This window comes from Streptomyces sp. P3 (assembly GCF_003032475.1).
Taxonomy (GTDB): Bacteria; Actinomycetota; Actinomycetes; order Streptomycetales; family Streptomycetaceae; genus Streptomyces.
On the sequence record NZ_CP028369.1, the window covers coordinates 9,485,640 to 9,500,784 of the forward strand.

12 protein-coding genes are annotated in these 15,145 nt (G+C 71.2%); 4 read left to right on the forward strand and 8 right to left on the reverse strand.

Going from position 1 to position 15,145, the window contains the following annotated elements; translation table 11 throughout:
• Positions 1-34: 34 nt before the first annotated feature.
• The 6 genes from C6376_RS42075 to C6376_RS42100 all read right to left on the reverse strand — a co-directional run bounded on the left by C6376_RS42075 (position 35) and on the right by C6376_RS42100 (position 8,874).
• A complete protein-coding gene (locus tag C6376_RS42075; protein WP_107448443.1) occupies positions 35-1,126 on the reverse strand; it encodes a glutamate--cysteine ligase in 1,092 nt (363 codons plus the stop codon).
• A gap of 58 nt (positions 1,127-1,184) precedes the next feature.
• Positions 1,185-3,389, reverse strand: a complete 2,205-nt coding sequence (gene glgB / locus C6376_RS42080; RefSeq protein WP_107448444.1) for a 1,4-alpha-glucan branching enzyme — start codon at positions 3,387-3,389, stop codon at positions 1,185-1,187.
• Between the two features lie 5 nt (positions 3,390-3,394).
• The gene (locus tag C6376_RS42085; RefSeq protein ID WP_254076459.1) at positions 3,395-4,738 is read right to left on the reverse strand and encodes a maltokinase; all 1,344 of its coding nucleotides are present in this window, start codon (positions 4,736-4,738) and stop codon (positions 3,395-3,397) included.
• A 55-nt stretch (positions 4,739-4,793) separates the two neighbouring features.
• The gene (treS, locus tag C6376_RS42090) at positions 4,794-6,512 is read right to left on the reverse strand and encodes a maltose alpha-D-glucosyltransferase (protein WP_107448446.1); all 1,719 of its coding nucleotides are present in this window, start codon (positions 6,510-6,512) and stop codon (positions 4,794-4,796) included.
• Positions 6,513-6,544: 32 nt separating this feature from the next.
• Complete coding sequence (locus C6376_RS42095; protein ID WP_107448447.1) at positions 6,545-8,500, reverse strand: alpha-1,4-glucan--maltose-1-phosphate maltosyltransferase; 1,956 nt, start codon at positions 8,498-8,500, stop codon at positions 6,545-6,547.
• A gap of 74 nt (positions 8,501-8,574) precedes the next feature.
• Positions 8,575-8,874: a DUF5133 domain-containing protein gene (locus tag C6376_RS42100; protein WP_107449490.1), complete on the reverse strand. Its 300-nt coding sequence runs from the start codon at positions 8,872-8,874 to the stop codon at positions 8,575-8,577.
• 289 nt (positions 8,875-9,163) lie between these two features.
• Between C6376_RS42100 and C6376_RS42105 the strand changes: the two genes are divergently transcribed.
• Entirely contained in the window at positions 9,164-9,676 is a 513-nt protein-coding gene (locus C6376_RS42105; protein WP_107448448.1) for a pep a2, read from the forward strand.
• 35 nt (positions 9,677-9,711) lie between these two features.
• Positions 9,712-11,826, forward strand: a complete 2,115-nt coding sequence (gene glgX / locus C6376_RS42110) for a glycogen debranching protein GlgX (protein WP_254076293.1) — start codon at positions 9,712-9,714, stop codon at positions 11,824-11,826.
• Positions 11,827-11,849: 23 nt separating this feature from the next.
• Here glgX and C6376_RS42115 read toward each other — a convergent pair whose 3' ends face one another.
• Complete coding sequence (locus C6376_RS42115; RefSeq protein WP_107448450.1) at positions 11,850-12,653, reverse strand: VOC family protein; 804 nt, start codon at positions 12,651-12,653, stop codon at positions 11,850-11,852.
• A 118-nt stretch (positions 12,654-12,771) separates the two neighbouring features.
• Between C6376_RS42115 and C6376_RS42120 the strand changes: the two genes are divergently transcribed.
• Positions 12,772-13,152: an ANTAR domain-containing protein gene (locus C6376_RS42120; RefSeq protein ID WP_107448451.1), complete on the forward strand. Its 381-nt coding sequence runs from the start codon at positions 12,772-12,774 to the stop codon at positions 13,150-13,152.
• Here C6376_RS42120 and C6376_RS42125 read toward each other — a convergent pair.
• A complete protein-coding gene (locus tag C6376_RS42125) occupies positions 13,130-13,924 on the reverse strand; it encodes a SigB/SigF/SigG family RNA polymerase sigma factor (RefSeq protein WP_107448452.1) in 795 nt (264 codons plus the stop codon). The genes C6376_RS42120 and C6376_RS42125 overlap by 23 nt on opposite strands.
• A gap of 658 nt (positions 13,925-14,582) precedes the next feature.
• Between C6376_RS42125 and C6376_RS42130 the strand changes: the two genes are divergently transcribed.
• A complete protein-coding gene (locus C6376_RS42130; protein ID WP_057581170.1) occupies positions 14,583-15,104 on the forward strand; it encodes a hypothetical protein in 522 nt (173 codons plus the stop codon).
• Positions 15,105-15,145 lie beyond the last annotated feature (41 nt).

A 15,145-nucleotide genomic window follows, 5' to 3' on the forward strand; every position in this document is an offset into this window, starting at 1 on the left:
CCGGAGCCGCGCCGTCCGGTTTGCTCCCCCACGCTCAGGCCTGGGTCTGGCGCACACAGGCGGCGACCACCTCGCGCAGACTGCCGGTGCGTCCGAACACCTCGCGCTGGAGGTGCGCGCCGTTGCCCCGCCGCAGCAGCTCGCCGCACGCAGCGCGGGCCCGCTCCAGGTCTCCGGCGTCCGCCAGCGCGTCCTCCACGTGCTTCAGCAGTGCACCGACGACCGTCTCGGCGGGAGCGCGCCGCATGGTCGCCGGATGCAGAAGGTCCCCCGTCAGCCCCGAGCGGGCCGCCCGCCAGCCGGCCAGCCGCAACAGGCTCACACTGTGGTCCACCGGCTCCCGGCCGGCCTCCAGGTCCCGGGCGGCCGTCTCGACGAGCCCGCGCACCAGCGTGGCGACGAGCACCGCCGTGTCCGCGTGCAGACAGACGTCCGACACCCGCACCTCCACCGTCGGATAGCGCGCCGACAACCGGGCGTCGAAATAGACCATGCCCTCGTCGAGGATGGTGCCCGTGGCCACCATGTCCGCGACCCGCCGGTGGTAGCGCTCCGCCGAACCGAACAGCTCGGTCGGACCCGCCGACGGCCAGCGCTGCCACACCCGGCTGCGGTAGCTGCTGTAACCCGTCTCCCGGCCCTGCCAGAAGGGCGAGTTGGCGCTCAGCGCCATCAGCACCGACAGCCAGGGACGGATGCGGTCGACGACCGCGACGCCCTCCTCGTCCGAGCCGACGGACACATGGACATGGCAGCCGCACACCATCTGCTCCTGCGTGGCGATGCCGAACTGCTCCGCCATCCACTGGTAGCGCCGGTTCATGCTGACCGAGGGGCGCACCGGCAGCGGCGACGTGGCCAGCGCCGCCACCGCGCACCCGGCCCCCCGGGCGTGCCGGGCAGCCTCCCCGCGTATCCGCACGATCTCCGCGCCGAGGTCGTCCATCCCCGACTGCGGATGGGTGGCGAACTCGAGCATCTGGCTGTGCAGTTCCTTCTCGAAGACGTCGTCCTCGCCGTCCTCGCACCGCGCGGCGCGGGCCAGGACGGCGGCGGACAGAGCCCGCGGTTCGCCGGTCTCAGGGTCGACCAGGAGGAGTTCCTCCTCCACTCCCACGGTGCGCACGCGACGTCAGCCCTTCTCTGGTGGGTGGTACGCACCCGACTGCCCCGTCGGGCCCCGTTCACACGGACGACGGGGCCATCCAGACCGTCGCCAGCGGGGGCAATGTCAGCCTGAGCTCCCCGTCGCGCGCGGGGACGACGCCGGGCAGGCCGACGCCGCTGCCGCCGTAGCGCTCGGCGTCGGTGTTGAGCACCTCACGCCAGGCCGGGACGCCGGCGGGGACGACGAGGCGGTAGTCGTGGCGCACCACCGGGGAGAAGTTGCTGACGGCCAGGAGCGGCGCGCCCTGCGCGTCGTGCCGCAGGAACGCGAAGACGTTGTCCTCTGCGGCGTCCCCCAGCACCCACCGGAAGCCGGCCGGGTCGGTGTCGCGCTCCCACAGCGCGGGAGTGGCCCGGTACACGGCGTTGAGGTCGCGCACCAGGTCCTGCACGCCCCGGTGGTCGCCCGCCGACGCGTACCCGGCGTCGAGCAGCCACCACTCGGGGCCGTGCGCCTCGGACCACTCCGCGCCCTGCGCGAACTCCTGCCCCATGAAGAGGAGCTGCTTGCCCGGATGCGCCCACATGAAGCCCAGGTAGGCACGGTGGTTGGCGCGCCGCTGCCACCAGTCGCCCGGCATCTTGGAGACCAGCGCCTGCTTGCCGTGGACCACCTCGTCGTGCGAGATGGGCAGCACGTAGTTCTCGCTGTAGGCGTACACCATCGAGAAGGTCATCTCGTTGTGGTGGTACTTGCGGTGCACCGGCTCCTTGCCGATGTACTGCAACGAGTCGTGCATCCAGCCCATGTTCCACTTCAGCCCGAAGCCCAGACCGCCGCTGTCCGTCGGCCGGGTCACGCCGTCCCAGGCGGTGGACTCCTCGGCGATCGTCACGACGCCCGGATTGCGGCGGTACACCGTCGCGTTCATCTCCTGCAGGAACGCCATGGCGGCCAGGTCCTCGCGGCCGCCGAACACGTTCGGCGTCCACTGTCCGGAGTCGCGTGAGTAGTCCAGGTAGAGCATGGAGGCGACGGCGTCCACCCGCAGGCCGTCGATGTGGAACTCCTCGCACCAGTAAGTGGCGTTCGCCACCAGGAAGTTGCGCACCTCCACCCGGCCGAAGTCGAACTCGTACGTCCCCCAGTCCGGATGCTCGGCCCGCCGCGAGTCGCCGGGCTCGTACAGCGGCTCCCCGTCGAACCGGCCGAGCGCCCAGTCGTCCTTGGGGAAGTGCGCCGGCACCCAGTCCACGATCACGCCGATGCCGGCCCGGTGCAGCGCGTCCACCAGGTACCTGAAGTCGTCCGGGGTGCCGAGCCGGGCGGTGGGCGCGTAGAAGCCGGTGACCTGGTAGCCCCAGGAACCCGAGAACGGATGCTGGGCGACCGGCATGAGCTCCACATGCGTGAAGCCGAGGTCGGAGACATACGCGGGCAGCTGCTCCGCCAGTTCCCGGTACGTCAGGCCCGGCCGCCAGGACGGCAGATGGACCTCGTACACGGAGAACGGGGCGACATGCACCGGGACGTCGCCCCGATGCGCCATCCAGTCCCCGTCCGACCACTCGTAGTGCGAGGCGTGCACGATCGAAGCCGTGTCCGGCGGCACCTCGGCGCGCCGGGCCATCGGGTCCGCCTTGAGGAACCGCTCGCCGTGCCGCGAGGTGATCTCGAACTTGTACCGGGCGCCCTCGCCGATCCCGGGCAGGAACAGCTCCCACACCCCGGACGCGCCGAGGGACCGCATCGGGAAGGCCGTCCCGTCCCAGAAGCAGAAGTCCCCCGCGACCCGCACCCCCCGGGCGTTGGGCGCCCATACGGTGAACCGGGTGCCGAGCACGCCCTGGTGGGCCATCGGCTCGGCGCCGAGCGCCTTCCACAGCTCCTCGTGCCGCCCCTCCCGGACGAGGTGCAGATCGAGGTCGCCCAGGGCCGGCAGGAACCGGTAGGGATCGTCCACCTTGTGCTCGGCGCCCTGGTACGACACCAGCAGCGTGTACGCGGGCACCGCGTCCAGCGGCAGCACGACCGCGAAGAGGCCGTCGCCCTCCGAGACCAGCGGGGTGGGATCGCCGTCGATCACCACGCTCACGGCGTCGGCGAAGGGCCGCAGCGTCCGGAAGAGGATCCCGCCCGGCACCGGGTGCGCGCCGAGCAGCGCGTGCGGATCGTGGTGGGCGCCGGAGAGCAGCCGTCCGCGGTCGCCCGCGTCGAGCGCGGGCGCCGTACGCGGGCGGGGGCCGGCCGACTCAGGCGGAGAGGTGTCACGCAGGGCCACAGGGGTCAGCCTCCTCGGACGGCGAGTCGTTCGATCGCCGCCATGGGTACGGGCAGCCAGTCGGGACGGTTACGGGCCTCGTACAGCACTTCGTACACGGCCCGGTCCGTCTCGTAGGCGCGCAGCAGGGCATGTTTCTTACGGGGGTCCCAGCCCGCGCGGGCCGCGTAGCCCGCGCAGTAGGCCTCCCGGCAACGCCGCGCCCACTCCGGCCGCCAGGGGCGGCGCTGGCGGGCGGCGTAGTCGAAGGAGCGCAGCATTCCGGCGATGTCCCGGACCGGCGAGTGGGCGCTGCGCCGCTCGGCCAGCGGACGGGACGGCTCGCCCTCGAAGTCGATGACGAACCAGTCGCGTCCGGCGCGCAGGACCTGCCCGAGGTGCAGGTCGCCGTGGATGCGCTGGGCGGGCGGACCCGCGTCGCACGCCGAGAGCGCGCCGAACGCGGTGATGAGGCCCGGCACGAACGGCCGCAGCGCCGGCACGTGGTGTGCGGCCGCCTCCAGCCGCTCGGTCATCGCGGCCGCCGTGCGCCCGTCCTCCGCGTCCGGACCGGCCGGAAGGGCCGCGGCGAGCGCCAGATGGACGTCCGCCGTGGCCCGCCCCAGTTCCTCGGCCTCCGCCGTGAAGTCCTCGCCGCGGGAGAGCGCGCGCAGCGCCAGCGTCCAGCCGTCCGAGGCGTCGGGCAGGAACGGCTGCAGCACGCCGAGCGTCGCCTCCTGCGGATGGGTTGTCCGGAACCAGGCGACGGGTGCGGGCACCCGCCCGCACCCCTGGCCGGCCAGCGCGACCGGCACCTCCAGATCGGGGTTCACCCCGGGCTGGATGCGCCGGAAGATCTTCAGGATGAACGCGTCCCCGTACACCAGGGAGGTGTTGGACTGCTCGGCCTCCAGCAGTCGCGGCGCGAGCCCCGGGGGCAGCGACACCGCAGGGTCCGACTCGAACGACAACGGGCCGAGTGTGCCGGGGTGCCGCATCCGCTCCAGGAGGAGGTGCGCCGAGCGCGGGTCCTGGAGCGCGTCATGGACGGTCAGCCCGGCCAGCGGACCCTCCTCCACCCTGCCGATCAGCGCACGCCCGAGCCGCGGCGACAGATGCTCCTGGAGGCCGAGGAGCAACTGGTAGCAGTCGCCGGCCGGGGGAGTGCACCCCGGTGTCGGGACGCCCGACTGGCCGGCGTGCACCAGCAGATGCAGACAGCCCGGGTACAGCTCGGTCATCGACAGCATGCGCAGGTCGGTGAGCGGGCGGTCCTTGCCGGCGAACCAGCGCTGGCGGGGCAGCCACTCGCACAGCAGCGCGCCGAGCGGGCCCGCGGAGCGGACGCCGCTCACGGTGCCCGGGCGCAGGGGTGCGGTCTTCGCGGTCTTCGTCACGGTGACCCATCCTTTCCTCGGCGCACCCTCACGGGCGGCGGCCGGTCCGGGACGCGGCTCTGGTGAGCCGGAACCAGTAGAAGCCGTGGCCGGCGAGGGTGAGCAGGTAGGGGAGTTCGCCGACGGGTGGGAAGCGGACTGTGCCGAAGAGTTCGACGGGGTAGCGGCCGTGGAAGCGGCTGAGGTCGAGTTCGGTGGGCTGGGCGAAGCGGGAGAAGTTGTGGACGCACAGGACGAGGTCGTCCTCGTGTTCGCGCAGGAAGGCGAGGACGGCGGGGTTGGAGGAGGGGAGTTCGGTGTAGGTGCCGAGGCCGAAGGCGGGGTTCTGTTTGCGGATCTCGATCATGCGGCGGGTCCAGTGCAGGAGCGAGGAGGGCGACGACATGGACGCCTCGACGTTGGTGACCTGGTAGCCGTAGACGGGGTCCATGATGGTGGGCAGGGAGAGGCGTCCGGGGTCGCAGGAGGAGAATCCGGCGTTGCGGTCGGGGGTCCACTGCATGGGGGTGCGGACGGCGTCGCGGTCGCCGAGCCAGATGTTGTCGCCCATGCCGATCTCGTCGCCGTAGTAGAGGATCGGGGAGCCGGGCAGGGAGAGCAGCAGGGCGGTGAAGAGCTCGATCTGGTTGCGGTCGTTGTCGAGGAGGGGTGCGAGGCGGCGGCGGATGCCGATGTTGGCGCGCATACGCGGGTCTTTGGCGTATTCGGCGTACATGTAGTCGCGTTCTTCGTCGGTGACCATTTCGAGGGTGAGCTCGTCGTGGTTGCGCAGGAAGATGCCCCATTGGCAGCTTGCGGGGATGGCGGGGGTCTTGGCGAGGATCTCGGAGACGGGGTGGCGTGATTCGCGGCGGACGGCCATGAAGATGCGGGGCATGACGGGGAAGTGGAACGCCATGTGGCATTCGTCGCCGCCGGAGGTGTAGTCGCCGAAGTAGTCGACGACGTCCTCGGGCCACTGGTTGGCCTCGGCCAGGATCACCGTGTCCGGATAGTGCGCGTCGATGTCACGGCGCACCCGCTTGAGGAACTGGTGGGTCGCGGGCAGGTTCTCGCAGTTGGTGCCGTCGGCCGCGTAGAGATAGGGCACCGCGTCGAGGCGGAAGCCGTCGATCCCGAGGTCCAGCCAGAACCGCAGTGCGGCCAGGATCTCCTCCTGGACGGCGGGGTTCTCGTAGTTGAGGTCGGGCTGGTGGGAGAAGAAGCGGTGGAAGAAGTACTGCTTGCGGACGGGGTCGAAGGTCCAGTTGGAGACTTCGGTGTCGACGAAGATGATGCGGGCGTCGGGGTACTGCTTGTCGTCGTCGGCCCACATGTAGTAGTCGCCGTAGGGTCCGTCGGGGTTGTTGCGGGATTCCTGGAACCACGGGTGCTGGTCGCTGGTGTGGTTCATGACGAAGTCGATGATGACGCGCATGCCGCGTTGGTGGGCGGCGTCGACGAATTCGACGAAGTCGGCGAGGTCGCCGAACTCGGGGAGGACGGCGGTGTAGTCGGAGACGTCGTAGCCGCCGTCGCGCAGGGGTGACTTGAAGAAGGGCGGGAGCCAGAGGCAGTCGACTCCGAGCCATTGCAGGTAGTCGAGTTTGGCGGTGATGCCTTTGAGGTCGCCGATGCCGTCGCCGTTGCTGTCCTGGAAGGAGCGGACGAGGACCTCGTAGAACACGGCGCGTTTGAACCACTCGGGGTCGCGGTCCTTTGCGGGTGTGTCCTCGAAGGTGTCCGGAACGGGCTCGTTGACGGTCATGGCGGTCTGGGGTCTCCGATCGGCGGGGTGGGTCACCGGACGTGGAACACGTGGGCAGGGGTCCGACCGGGCTCCAGACGCACGTAGTTCGTCCTGCCCCAGGCGTAGGTGTCACCGGTCAGCTCGTCGTGTACGGACAGGGTCGCGTCGTGCTCCACGCCGAGTTGCGGCATGTCCAACGAGACCGTCGCCTCCTGGGTGTGGTGGGGGTCGAGGTTGACGACCACCAGAACCGTGTTCGATCCCTCGCGCTTGCTGTAGGCGATCACGGAGGGGTTGTCCGTGCCGTGGAACCGGAGGTTGCGCAGTCGGTGCAGGGCGGGGTTGGCCCGTCGGATCTCGTTGAGGCGGGTGACGAGGGGGGCGATGGTGCGGCCCTCGCGTTCGGCGGTCTCCCAGTCGCGGGGGGTGAGCTGGTATTTCTCGGAGTCGAGGTATTCCTCGCCGCCCTCGCGCAGGGGGGTGTTCTCGCAGAGTTCGTAGCCGCTGTAGAGGCCCCAGGTGGGGGAGAGGGTGGCGGCCAGGACGGCGCGGGCCTCGAAGGCGGGCCGGCCGCCGTGCTGGAGGTGGGCGGGCAGGATGTCGGGGGTGTTGGCGAAGAAGTTGGGCCGCATGTACGAGGCGGCCTGCCCCGACAGCTCGGTGAGGTAGTCGGTCAGCTCGTCCTTGGTGGTACGCCAGGTGAAGTAGGTGTAGGACTGCTGGAAGCCGATCTGGGCGAGGGTGTGCATCATCGCGGGCCGGGTGAACGCCTCGGCCAGGAAGATCACGTCGGGGTCGGTGCGGTTGACCTCGGTGATGACCCGCTCCCAGAAGACGACCGGCTTGGTGTGCGGGTTGTCGACGCGGAAGATCCGCACCCCGTGCGACATCCAGTGCCGCAGCACCCGTACGGTCTCCGCGACCAGGCCCTTCATGTCGGCGTCGAACGCGACCGGGTAGATGTCCTGGTACTTCTTCGGCGGGTTCTCGGCGTAGGCGATGGTGCCGTCGGGGCGGTGGTGGAACCACTCCGGGTGCTTGTGCACCCAGGGGTGGTCGGGGGAGCACTGCAGGGCGAAGTCGAGGGCGATCTCCAGGCCCAGCGCGCGGGCCTGTCCGACGAACCAGGTGAAGTCCTCCAGGGTGCCCAGCGCGGGGTGGACGGCGTCGTGGCCGCCCTCCGGCGAGCCGATCGCCCAGGGCACACCGACGTCGTCGGGCCCGGGGTCGAGGGTGTTGTTGCGGCCCTTGCGGAAGGTGGTGCCGATGGGGTGGACCGGGGGGAGGTAGACGACGTCGAAGCCCATCGCGGCGATCGCGGGGAGTCTGCGGGCGGCGGTGCGGAACGTGCCGTGCGGCTGCTGCGGGGTGCCCTCGGAGCGGGGGAAGAACTCGTACCAGGAGCCGTACAGGGCGCGTTCGCGTTCCACCAGCAGGGGCAGCGGCTCCGACGCGGTCACCAGCTCCCGCAGCGGAAACCGCGCCAGCACCGCGTCCACCTCCGGCGTCAACGCCGCGGCGTAGCGCTCGGCCACCGAGGTCGAGTCGTCCAGCAGCTTCTTCGCCGTCTCCCGCAGCAGGGTGCGCTGCGGACCGCGCGGGGCCCGGGCGGCCGCCTTCTCGTGGAGCAGGCCGCCCTCCTCCAGAACCAGCCCCGGGTCGATCCCCGCCGGGATCTTGATCTCGGCGTTGCGGCGCCAGGTGGTGATCGGGTCGCTCCAGGCCTCCACGGCGAAGGTCCAGCGGCCCATGGCCTCCAGGGTCACATCGGCGCCCCAGCGGTCGGTGCCGGGGGCGAGCTCCCGCATCGGCGTCCAGGGTCCACGGCCGCCCTCCGGGCTCTTGAGGACCACGTTGGCGCCGATGGCGTCGTGGCCCTCGCGGAACACCGTCGCGGAGATCCGCACCGTCTCACCGAGCACGGCTTTCGCCGGCCGCCTGCCGCACTCCACACGCGGTTCGACGTCCCGCACCGGGATCCGGCCGATCGCCCTGGTGGACTTCACCTCTGCACCTCCGCTGACTGAAAATGGCTTCGTTCGCCCGGTGTTGGGCGACGGACCTGCACCGCCGCGGGCGGCTACGTCTCCGCGGGCAGGCAGGGCAGGGGACGCGTCACGGTGAGCCGTGCGGCGCCGTTCCTCAGGTTCGCGCCCCGGCGCTCGCGGTGGCGGGCGGGCGTGCCGGCGCGCAGATACTGCTCCGCGGCGTCCGCGGCCTCGCGGGCGCACCGCTTGCCCATCAGCACGCACAGCGTGTATCCGCAGTCCTCGAAGGCGGCCCGCGCGGTGCGGTCCTCGGGATGCGCGAGCATGGCCCGCTCCCAGGACCGGAAACTGCGCAGGGTTCGGGCGACTTCGGTCTTCGCTGGTTGCAGCATCGCGCTGTTCACCTTCCGGGAGTTCACGAGGTACGCCGCTCGAGACGAGCGGGTCGGCCCTTTCCGCAGAGGTGCGAAAACGTCCAACCTCCCGAGGCCTTCACTTATGGTGCACGGCACATCACCCAACGTCCTGTTGGATCTTGGTTGTGGTGTGCTCGTGTTGCACGAATGGCGTAGCAGCCCCACTGTGGTTGTGACTCTGAAGCGATAACCGCTCACGCTTCGTGTCGGTGGCCCGCCCGTCGGGCCGACAGGAGCGGAGCCTCGCCGGTGAGGAGCGAACGAGATGAAGACCGCAGTCCCCTGCTACTACCACCTCGATGTGGACGTCAGTGCGGAACGCGTGGGACAGGTCAGGCGCATTCTGGCCGCGCACCTGAACCACTGGGACCTCCAGACACTCGTCGAGCCCGTCTGCCGCGGCGCCGGGATGCTGCTCGAGGCCATCGACGAGCACGCCGCGGACAAGCGCACGTCCATCGAGATGTGGTGGAACGGCCAGCATCTGATCACGGCCCTCGGGGGCGACGACCGTCATCTGCGCCCCGATCAGCACCTGCGGGCCTGCCTGGAGCACATCGCCGCGATGAGCGACGGCTGGGGCTGCTGCTCCACCGGCACCGGCAGCAAGGTCATCTGGTTCTCCCAGCGGGCCCGCTCGGGCGAGCGCAAGCCGCTGGTGCCGACCGCGCCGGCGCCGAACCTGCGCGAAGGGCGCAAGGTGCCCCGCGCGCTGCCGGTGGCCGTCGTGGCCGCCCCGGCCGCCGAGGAGCCGCGGGTTCTGGTGGCCGCCCGGTGACGTCACGGCGTCATCGGACGGATCGCCGTGCAGGGGTGCCCGCGTGGAGCGGGCACCCCTACCCGCTGGGCGCCGACTTCGACGGGGAGGGAACCAACTTCGCACTCTTCAGCGAGGTCGCCGAGCACGTCGACCTCGTCCTCGTGGACGACGACGGCGACACCCGCGACGTCCCGCTGGCCGAGGTCGACGGCTTCGTCTGGCACGCGTATCTGCCCGGCGTGGGCCCGGGACAACGGTACGGCTACCGGGTGCACGGGCCGTGGAACCCGTCCTGCGGCCACCGGTGCAACCCGGCGAAGCTGCTCCTGGACCCCTACGCGCGGGCCGTCGACGGCCAGATCGACAACGACGCCTCGCTGTTCGAACGGGCCGGTGACCGCCCCGACCCGGCGGACAGCTCCGGCCACACGCTGCTGGGCGTGGTCACCGATCCCGCGTTCGACTGGGGCGACGACGCGCCGCTCCGCCGTCCCTACGCCGACACGGTGATCTACGAGGCACATGTGCGCGGCCTGACCCGGACCCATCCCGACGTCCCGCCAGCCCTGCGCGGCACCTACGCCGGGCTGGCCCACCCCGCGGTGACCGGGCACCTGACCTCGCTGGGCGTGACGGCGATCGAGCTGATGCCCGTGCACCAGTACGTGCAGGACGGCGTGCTGCGGGACCGGGGTCTGTCCAACTACTGGGGCTACAACACCATCGGCTTCTTTGCCCCGCACAACGACTACGCCGCCCACGGCATCCGCGGCAGACAGGTCGACGAGTTCAAGTCCATGGTCAAGGCGCTGCACGCGGCCGGGCTCGAGGTGATCCTCGACGTGGTCTACAACCACACCGCCGAGGGCAACGAGAAGGGCCCCACGCTCTCCTTCCGCGGCATCGACAACGCCTCCTACTACCGGCTCGTGGACAGCGACTGGGCGCACTACTACGACACCACCGGCACCGGCAACAGCCTGCTCATGCGGCACCCGCACGTACTGCAACTGATCATGGACTCGCTGCGCTACTGGGTCACGGAGATGCACGTCGACGGCTTCCGCTTCGACCTCGCGGCCACGCTGGCCCGGCAGTTCCACGAGGTGGACCGGCTCTCGGCGTTCTTCGACCTCATCCAGCAGGACCCGGTGATCAGCCGCGTCAAACTCATCGCCGAACCGTGGGACGTCGGCGAGGGCGGCTACCACGTCGGCAACTTCCCGCCCCTGTGGTCGGAGTGGAACGGCCGCTACCGTGACGCCGTGCGCGACTTCTGGCGCGCCGAACTCGGCTCGCTGGGCGAGTTCGCCTCCCGCCTGACCGGCTCCTCGGACCTGTACGCCCACAACCGCCGCCGCCCACGCGCCAGCGTCAACTTCGTCACCGCGCACGACGGTTTCACGCTGCGCGACCTGGTCTCGTACAACGACAAGCACAACGAGGCCAACGGTGAGGACAACCGTGACGGCGAGAGCGACAACCGCTCCTGGAACTGCGGGATCGAGGGGCCCACGCAGCGCCCCGGAGTGCTCGCCCTGCGGGCCCGGCAGCAGCGCAACCTGCTCGCCACGCTGCTGCTGTCGCAGGGCATTCCGATGCTCTCCCACGGCGACGAGCTCGGCCGCACCCAGGGCGGCAACAACAACGCCTACTGCCAGGACAGCGAAGTGTCCTGGATCGACTGGCGGTTGTCCGACGAGCAGCAGGCCCTCACCGGCTTCTGCCGACGTCTGATCGCCCTGCGGGCCGGCCACCCGGTGCTGCGCCGGCGGCGATTCTTCCGCGGCGAGACGGTCACCCACGCGGGACAGCCGCTGCCCGACCTGGTCTGGTTGCGGCCCGACGCGGGAGAGATGACGGACCGCGACTGGCTGCGCCCCGACGCGCACAGCGTCGGCGTCTTCCTCAACGGTGACGCCATCGCCGAGCCCGGCCCGCGCGGCGGACCCGTCGTGGACGACTCGTTCCTGCTGCTGTTCAACAGCTACTGGGAGCCGGTCGTCTTCCGGCTGCCCGACGCCGCCTACGGCGAGCGCTGGACGGTGTGCGCCGACACCGCGGAGCCGGACGGCGGCCCGGACGAGACGGAGTACAAGGCCGACGCGCAGGTCGGGCTGGAGGCCCGCAGCCTCCTCGTGCTGACCCGGCCGCCGCGCCGCCCGTAGCGGACCTCGGGACGGGCGGGGGCTCAGCGTTCGCGGCGCGAGGTCACCGTGAACTGGGCCCCGTCCGGGTCCCGCAGCACCGCTTCCTCGGCGTTCTCGCGCAGCACCGAGCCGCCGTGCTTCTCCGCGGCGCGCGCACAGGCCGACACGTCCGCCACGGCGAAGTGCACCTGCCAGTGCGGGCGGATCGTCGGGTCCGGCGCAGCCTCCAGCGCGCCGGACTCGATCCGGGCGACGACGTCGCCGCGGTTGCGCAGCCAGACCTCGCCGGACTCGTAGTGGACCTCGCAGGCGCCGGGGCGGTCGGTGGCCCAGTCGAGGATCTCGCCGTAGAAGATGGCGGAGTCGAAGGCGTCGCGCGTGTGCAGCCTGATGAAGGCGGGCGCCGCCTGCCGCCACGCCTCCCAGTTGCCGATCAGCTCGCCCTCCCAGATGCCGAAGGTCGCGCCGTCCCGGTCGGCCAGCAGCGCCGCCCGGCCCGGCGGGAGCGAGATGGGCCCCACGGCCACCGTCCCTCCCCGCTCGCGGGCCCGGGAGGCGGCCTCGTCCGCGCTGGGCACCGCGAAATACGGCGTCCACGCGACCGCCATCTGCCACATCGAGGCGACCGCCGCGATGCCCGCGACCGGCACACCGCCGACCAGTGCGGTACGGAAGTGGTCGCCCAGCGTGCCCTTGAGCCACTTCCAGCCCAGCACCGCGCCGTAGAAGTCCTGGGTGGCCTCGAGGTCACGGCTGGTCAGGCTCACCCAGCAGGGAGCGCCGAACACGGAGTGTGTGGAGAGGGCGCCCCGGGCACCGGGGGCGGATGTCGGACGACGGTTCATGGCGCTCGCGTTCCTGGTCTCTCGGCCGGCGGGTCTCCCGGCAGACGGGATCTGCCACCAGTGTCCGGCCGACCCGGTCCGGGCCGCCTGCCGAGCGGCCCGGTGGCACGATGGGGTGATGGGACGAGTACCGCGCACATCCCGTGACGAAACGACCCGGATCTTCGAGCTTCAGGAGGAGGTCGAACAGCTGAAGGAGGCCGTCGACTCCCATGCGGTGGTCGACCAGGCCATCGGAGTGGTCGTGGCGCTCGGGCGGATGACGCCCGACGAGGGGTGGGCCGTGCTGAGAGAGGTCTCCCAGCACACCAACGTCAAGCTGCGCAGCGTGGCCGAGCTGATCCTCCTGTGGGGGCGCCGGGGGGAGCTGCCCCCGGACATCCGGGCCGAGCTGGAGGACGTCCTGGACCGGTACGGCCCCACCCAGGTCCCGGGCGCGCCCCCGCTGGAGCAGGCGGTCCCGCCGCGGCGCCGGGTCAGTCGCCCTCCACGGCGCTGATCTCCTCGCGCAGCCGCGCGAAGCAGCCGCTGAGCAGGCGGGAGACGTGCATCTGGGAGATGCCGAGCTGCTCCGCGATGCGGCTCTGCGTCATTCCCGCGAAGAACCGCAGATACAGGATGGTCCGTTCGCGTTCCGGCAGGGCCCGCAGGCAGGGCGCCGCGGCCACCCGGTCGACGACCGTGTCGTAGCCGGGGTCGGCGTCCCCCAGCGCGTCCTCGAGGGCGTAGCCGTCGGTGCCGGGCAGCTCGGCCTCCAGCGACAGTGCGGAGAAGCATTCCAGTGCCTCGGCGCCGGTGCGTACCTCGTCCTCGGTCAGCTGGGCGTACGCGGCGATCTCGGCGATCGTCGGCGGCCGTCCCGGGATGGTCTGGGACAGCTCCTTGCCGGCGTGCCGTACCCGGTTGCGCAGGTCCTGGACCCGGCGCGGCACGTGCAGCGTCCACATGTGGTCGCGGAAGTGCCGTTTGATCTCGCCGGTGATCGTGGGCACCGCGTACGCCTCGAAGGCGCGTCCGCGGTCCGGGTCGTAGTGGTCGACGGCCTTGACCAGTCCCAGCGCCGCGACCTGGTAGAGGTCTTCGAGGACCTCGCCCCGGCCGCGGAAGCGGACGGCGATCCGCTCGGCCATGGGTAGCCAGAGGGTGACCAGCTCGTCCCTGAGTGCCTGGCGCTCGGGCCCGTCGGGCAGTCCGGCGAGCCGTGCGAAGGTCTCGCCCGTGTCCGGGGCGTCGTCATGGGGGTGCTGCCTTGTTCGGACGGTAGTACGCATCACGCGCACCTCCCTCAGGAGGATGCCGTTGAAAGGGCGGACACCGTGGGAATCGCGCCTGGGCGGACCGGAGGAGACCCTGGGCCGGCCTTTGCGGCAAGCCCCACGGACGGTGCCTCCTGTCCGAAGCACTCACCTGCTCATGCCCGTATTGAGACTCATGAAACTATTTTGTCCTGCTTCATCGGTTTTCGCCGCTTCTCCTGCGGGAGGCCGACCCGGCCGACCGGAGTGCGCTCCCGTGGGCGGCACGTCGCCCGTCCGGCCGCCGCCGACCGGGGGTCCTGCGCGCGTCGCGGCCCGCCCTGCGCGGCTCGGCCCGCTCGCGCCCGCGCACCTGAAGACGCGGGCGGACGGGGCGGCGTTCTCCCGGCCGGCTCGACCCGTGTCGGCGCGGACGCCGCGGTACGTGGCCGAGGAGCCGTCCACGCACTCCGCCGACCGGGCCGGCCGCGGCCATCTCGCTGATCTTGTCCGCGACGTGATGTGCGGCACGCCGTCGGCAAGCCCTTTCGGACCCCGTCGGCGGATAGTGCCTGCGCACGGCTTGATCAGCGATCAAAGGGGGCGAAGCCCCTGGCCACAGCGCATTCCGCTCATTTGACAGTGCGATCGGCGCACGGATAGGAAGCAGCCGGTAGAAGTCGAGAGGTGCACCGTGTACGAGCCGAACGTGGTCGGGGACTGGCAGGAGTACGACGAGCATGCCGGTCTGCGGGTCCGCGTCCACCGCCTGGAGCAGAGCGAGCCGCCGCGGGGGCGCGACGACGCAGCCGAGGGCCTGACGTACTTCTGTCTGCGGGTGACGGTCGAGAACCGCGGCGACGGCCACTCCACGATCCACCTCGAGGACGGCCAGATCGACGTGCGGCTCGGCCCGGACGGCGAGAGCGCGTTCATCGACTGGCGCAACTCGCAGTTCATCGAGGGCTTCGACGTCTACCCGCTGCGCCGGGCCACCGCCGTGCTGTACGCGGCGGGAGCCGAGGCGTCCCTGAAGCAGGTGGACGTCCAGATCCAGCTGCGGGTGGACGACGACTGGGCCGACCGCCGGCTGTGGAGCGGCGGCATCGGCCTGCAGGAGGGCTCCGGCGGCGCCGCGACCGGCGCGGGCCGCGAGAGCCTGGCCCGCCAGGTCAGCAACTTCCTGCGCGACCAGGCCGAAGAGGGCACCGCCTGACGGTGGCCGCCCTCCGCGCCGGCCGCCGCTTTGTGCCCGGC

What these genes read in the sequence shown, in the direction of transcription:
- treS (WP_107448446.1), bottom strand. Translation starts at nt 6,512, where the DNA reads ATGACCGTCAACGAGCCCGTTCCGGACACCTTCGAGGACACACCCGCA.
- C6376_RS42100 (WP_107449490.1), bottom strand. Translation starts at nt 8,874, where the DNA reads ATGCTGCAACCAGCGAAGACCGAAGTCGCCCGAACCCTGCGCAGTTTC.
- C6376_RS42105 (WP_107448448.1), top strand. Translation starts at nt 9,164, where the DNA reads ATGAAGACCGCAGTCCCCTGCTACTACCACCTCGATGTGGACGTCAGT.
- C6376_RS42115 (WP_107448450.1), bottom strand. Translation starts at nt 12,653, where the DNA reads ATGAACCGTCGTCCGACATCCGCCCCCGGTGCCCGGGGCGCCCTCTCC.
- C6376_RS42120 (WP_107448451.1), top strand. Translation starts at nt 12,772, where the DNA reads ATGGGACGAGTACCGCGCACATCCCGTGACGAAACGACCCGGATCTTC.
- C6376_RS42125 (WP_107448452.1), bottom strand. Translation starts at nt 13,924, where the DNA reads ATGCGTACTACCGTCCGAACAAGGCAGCACCCCCATGACGACGCCCCG.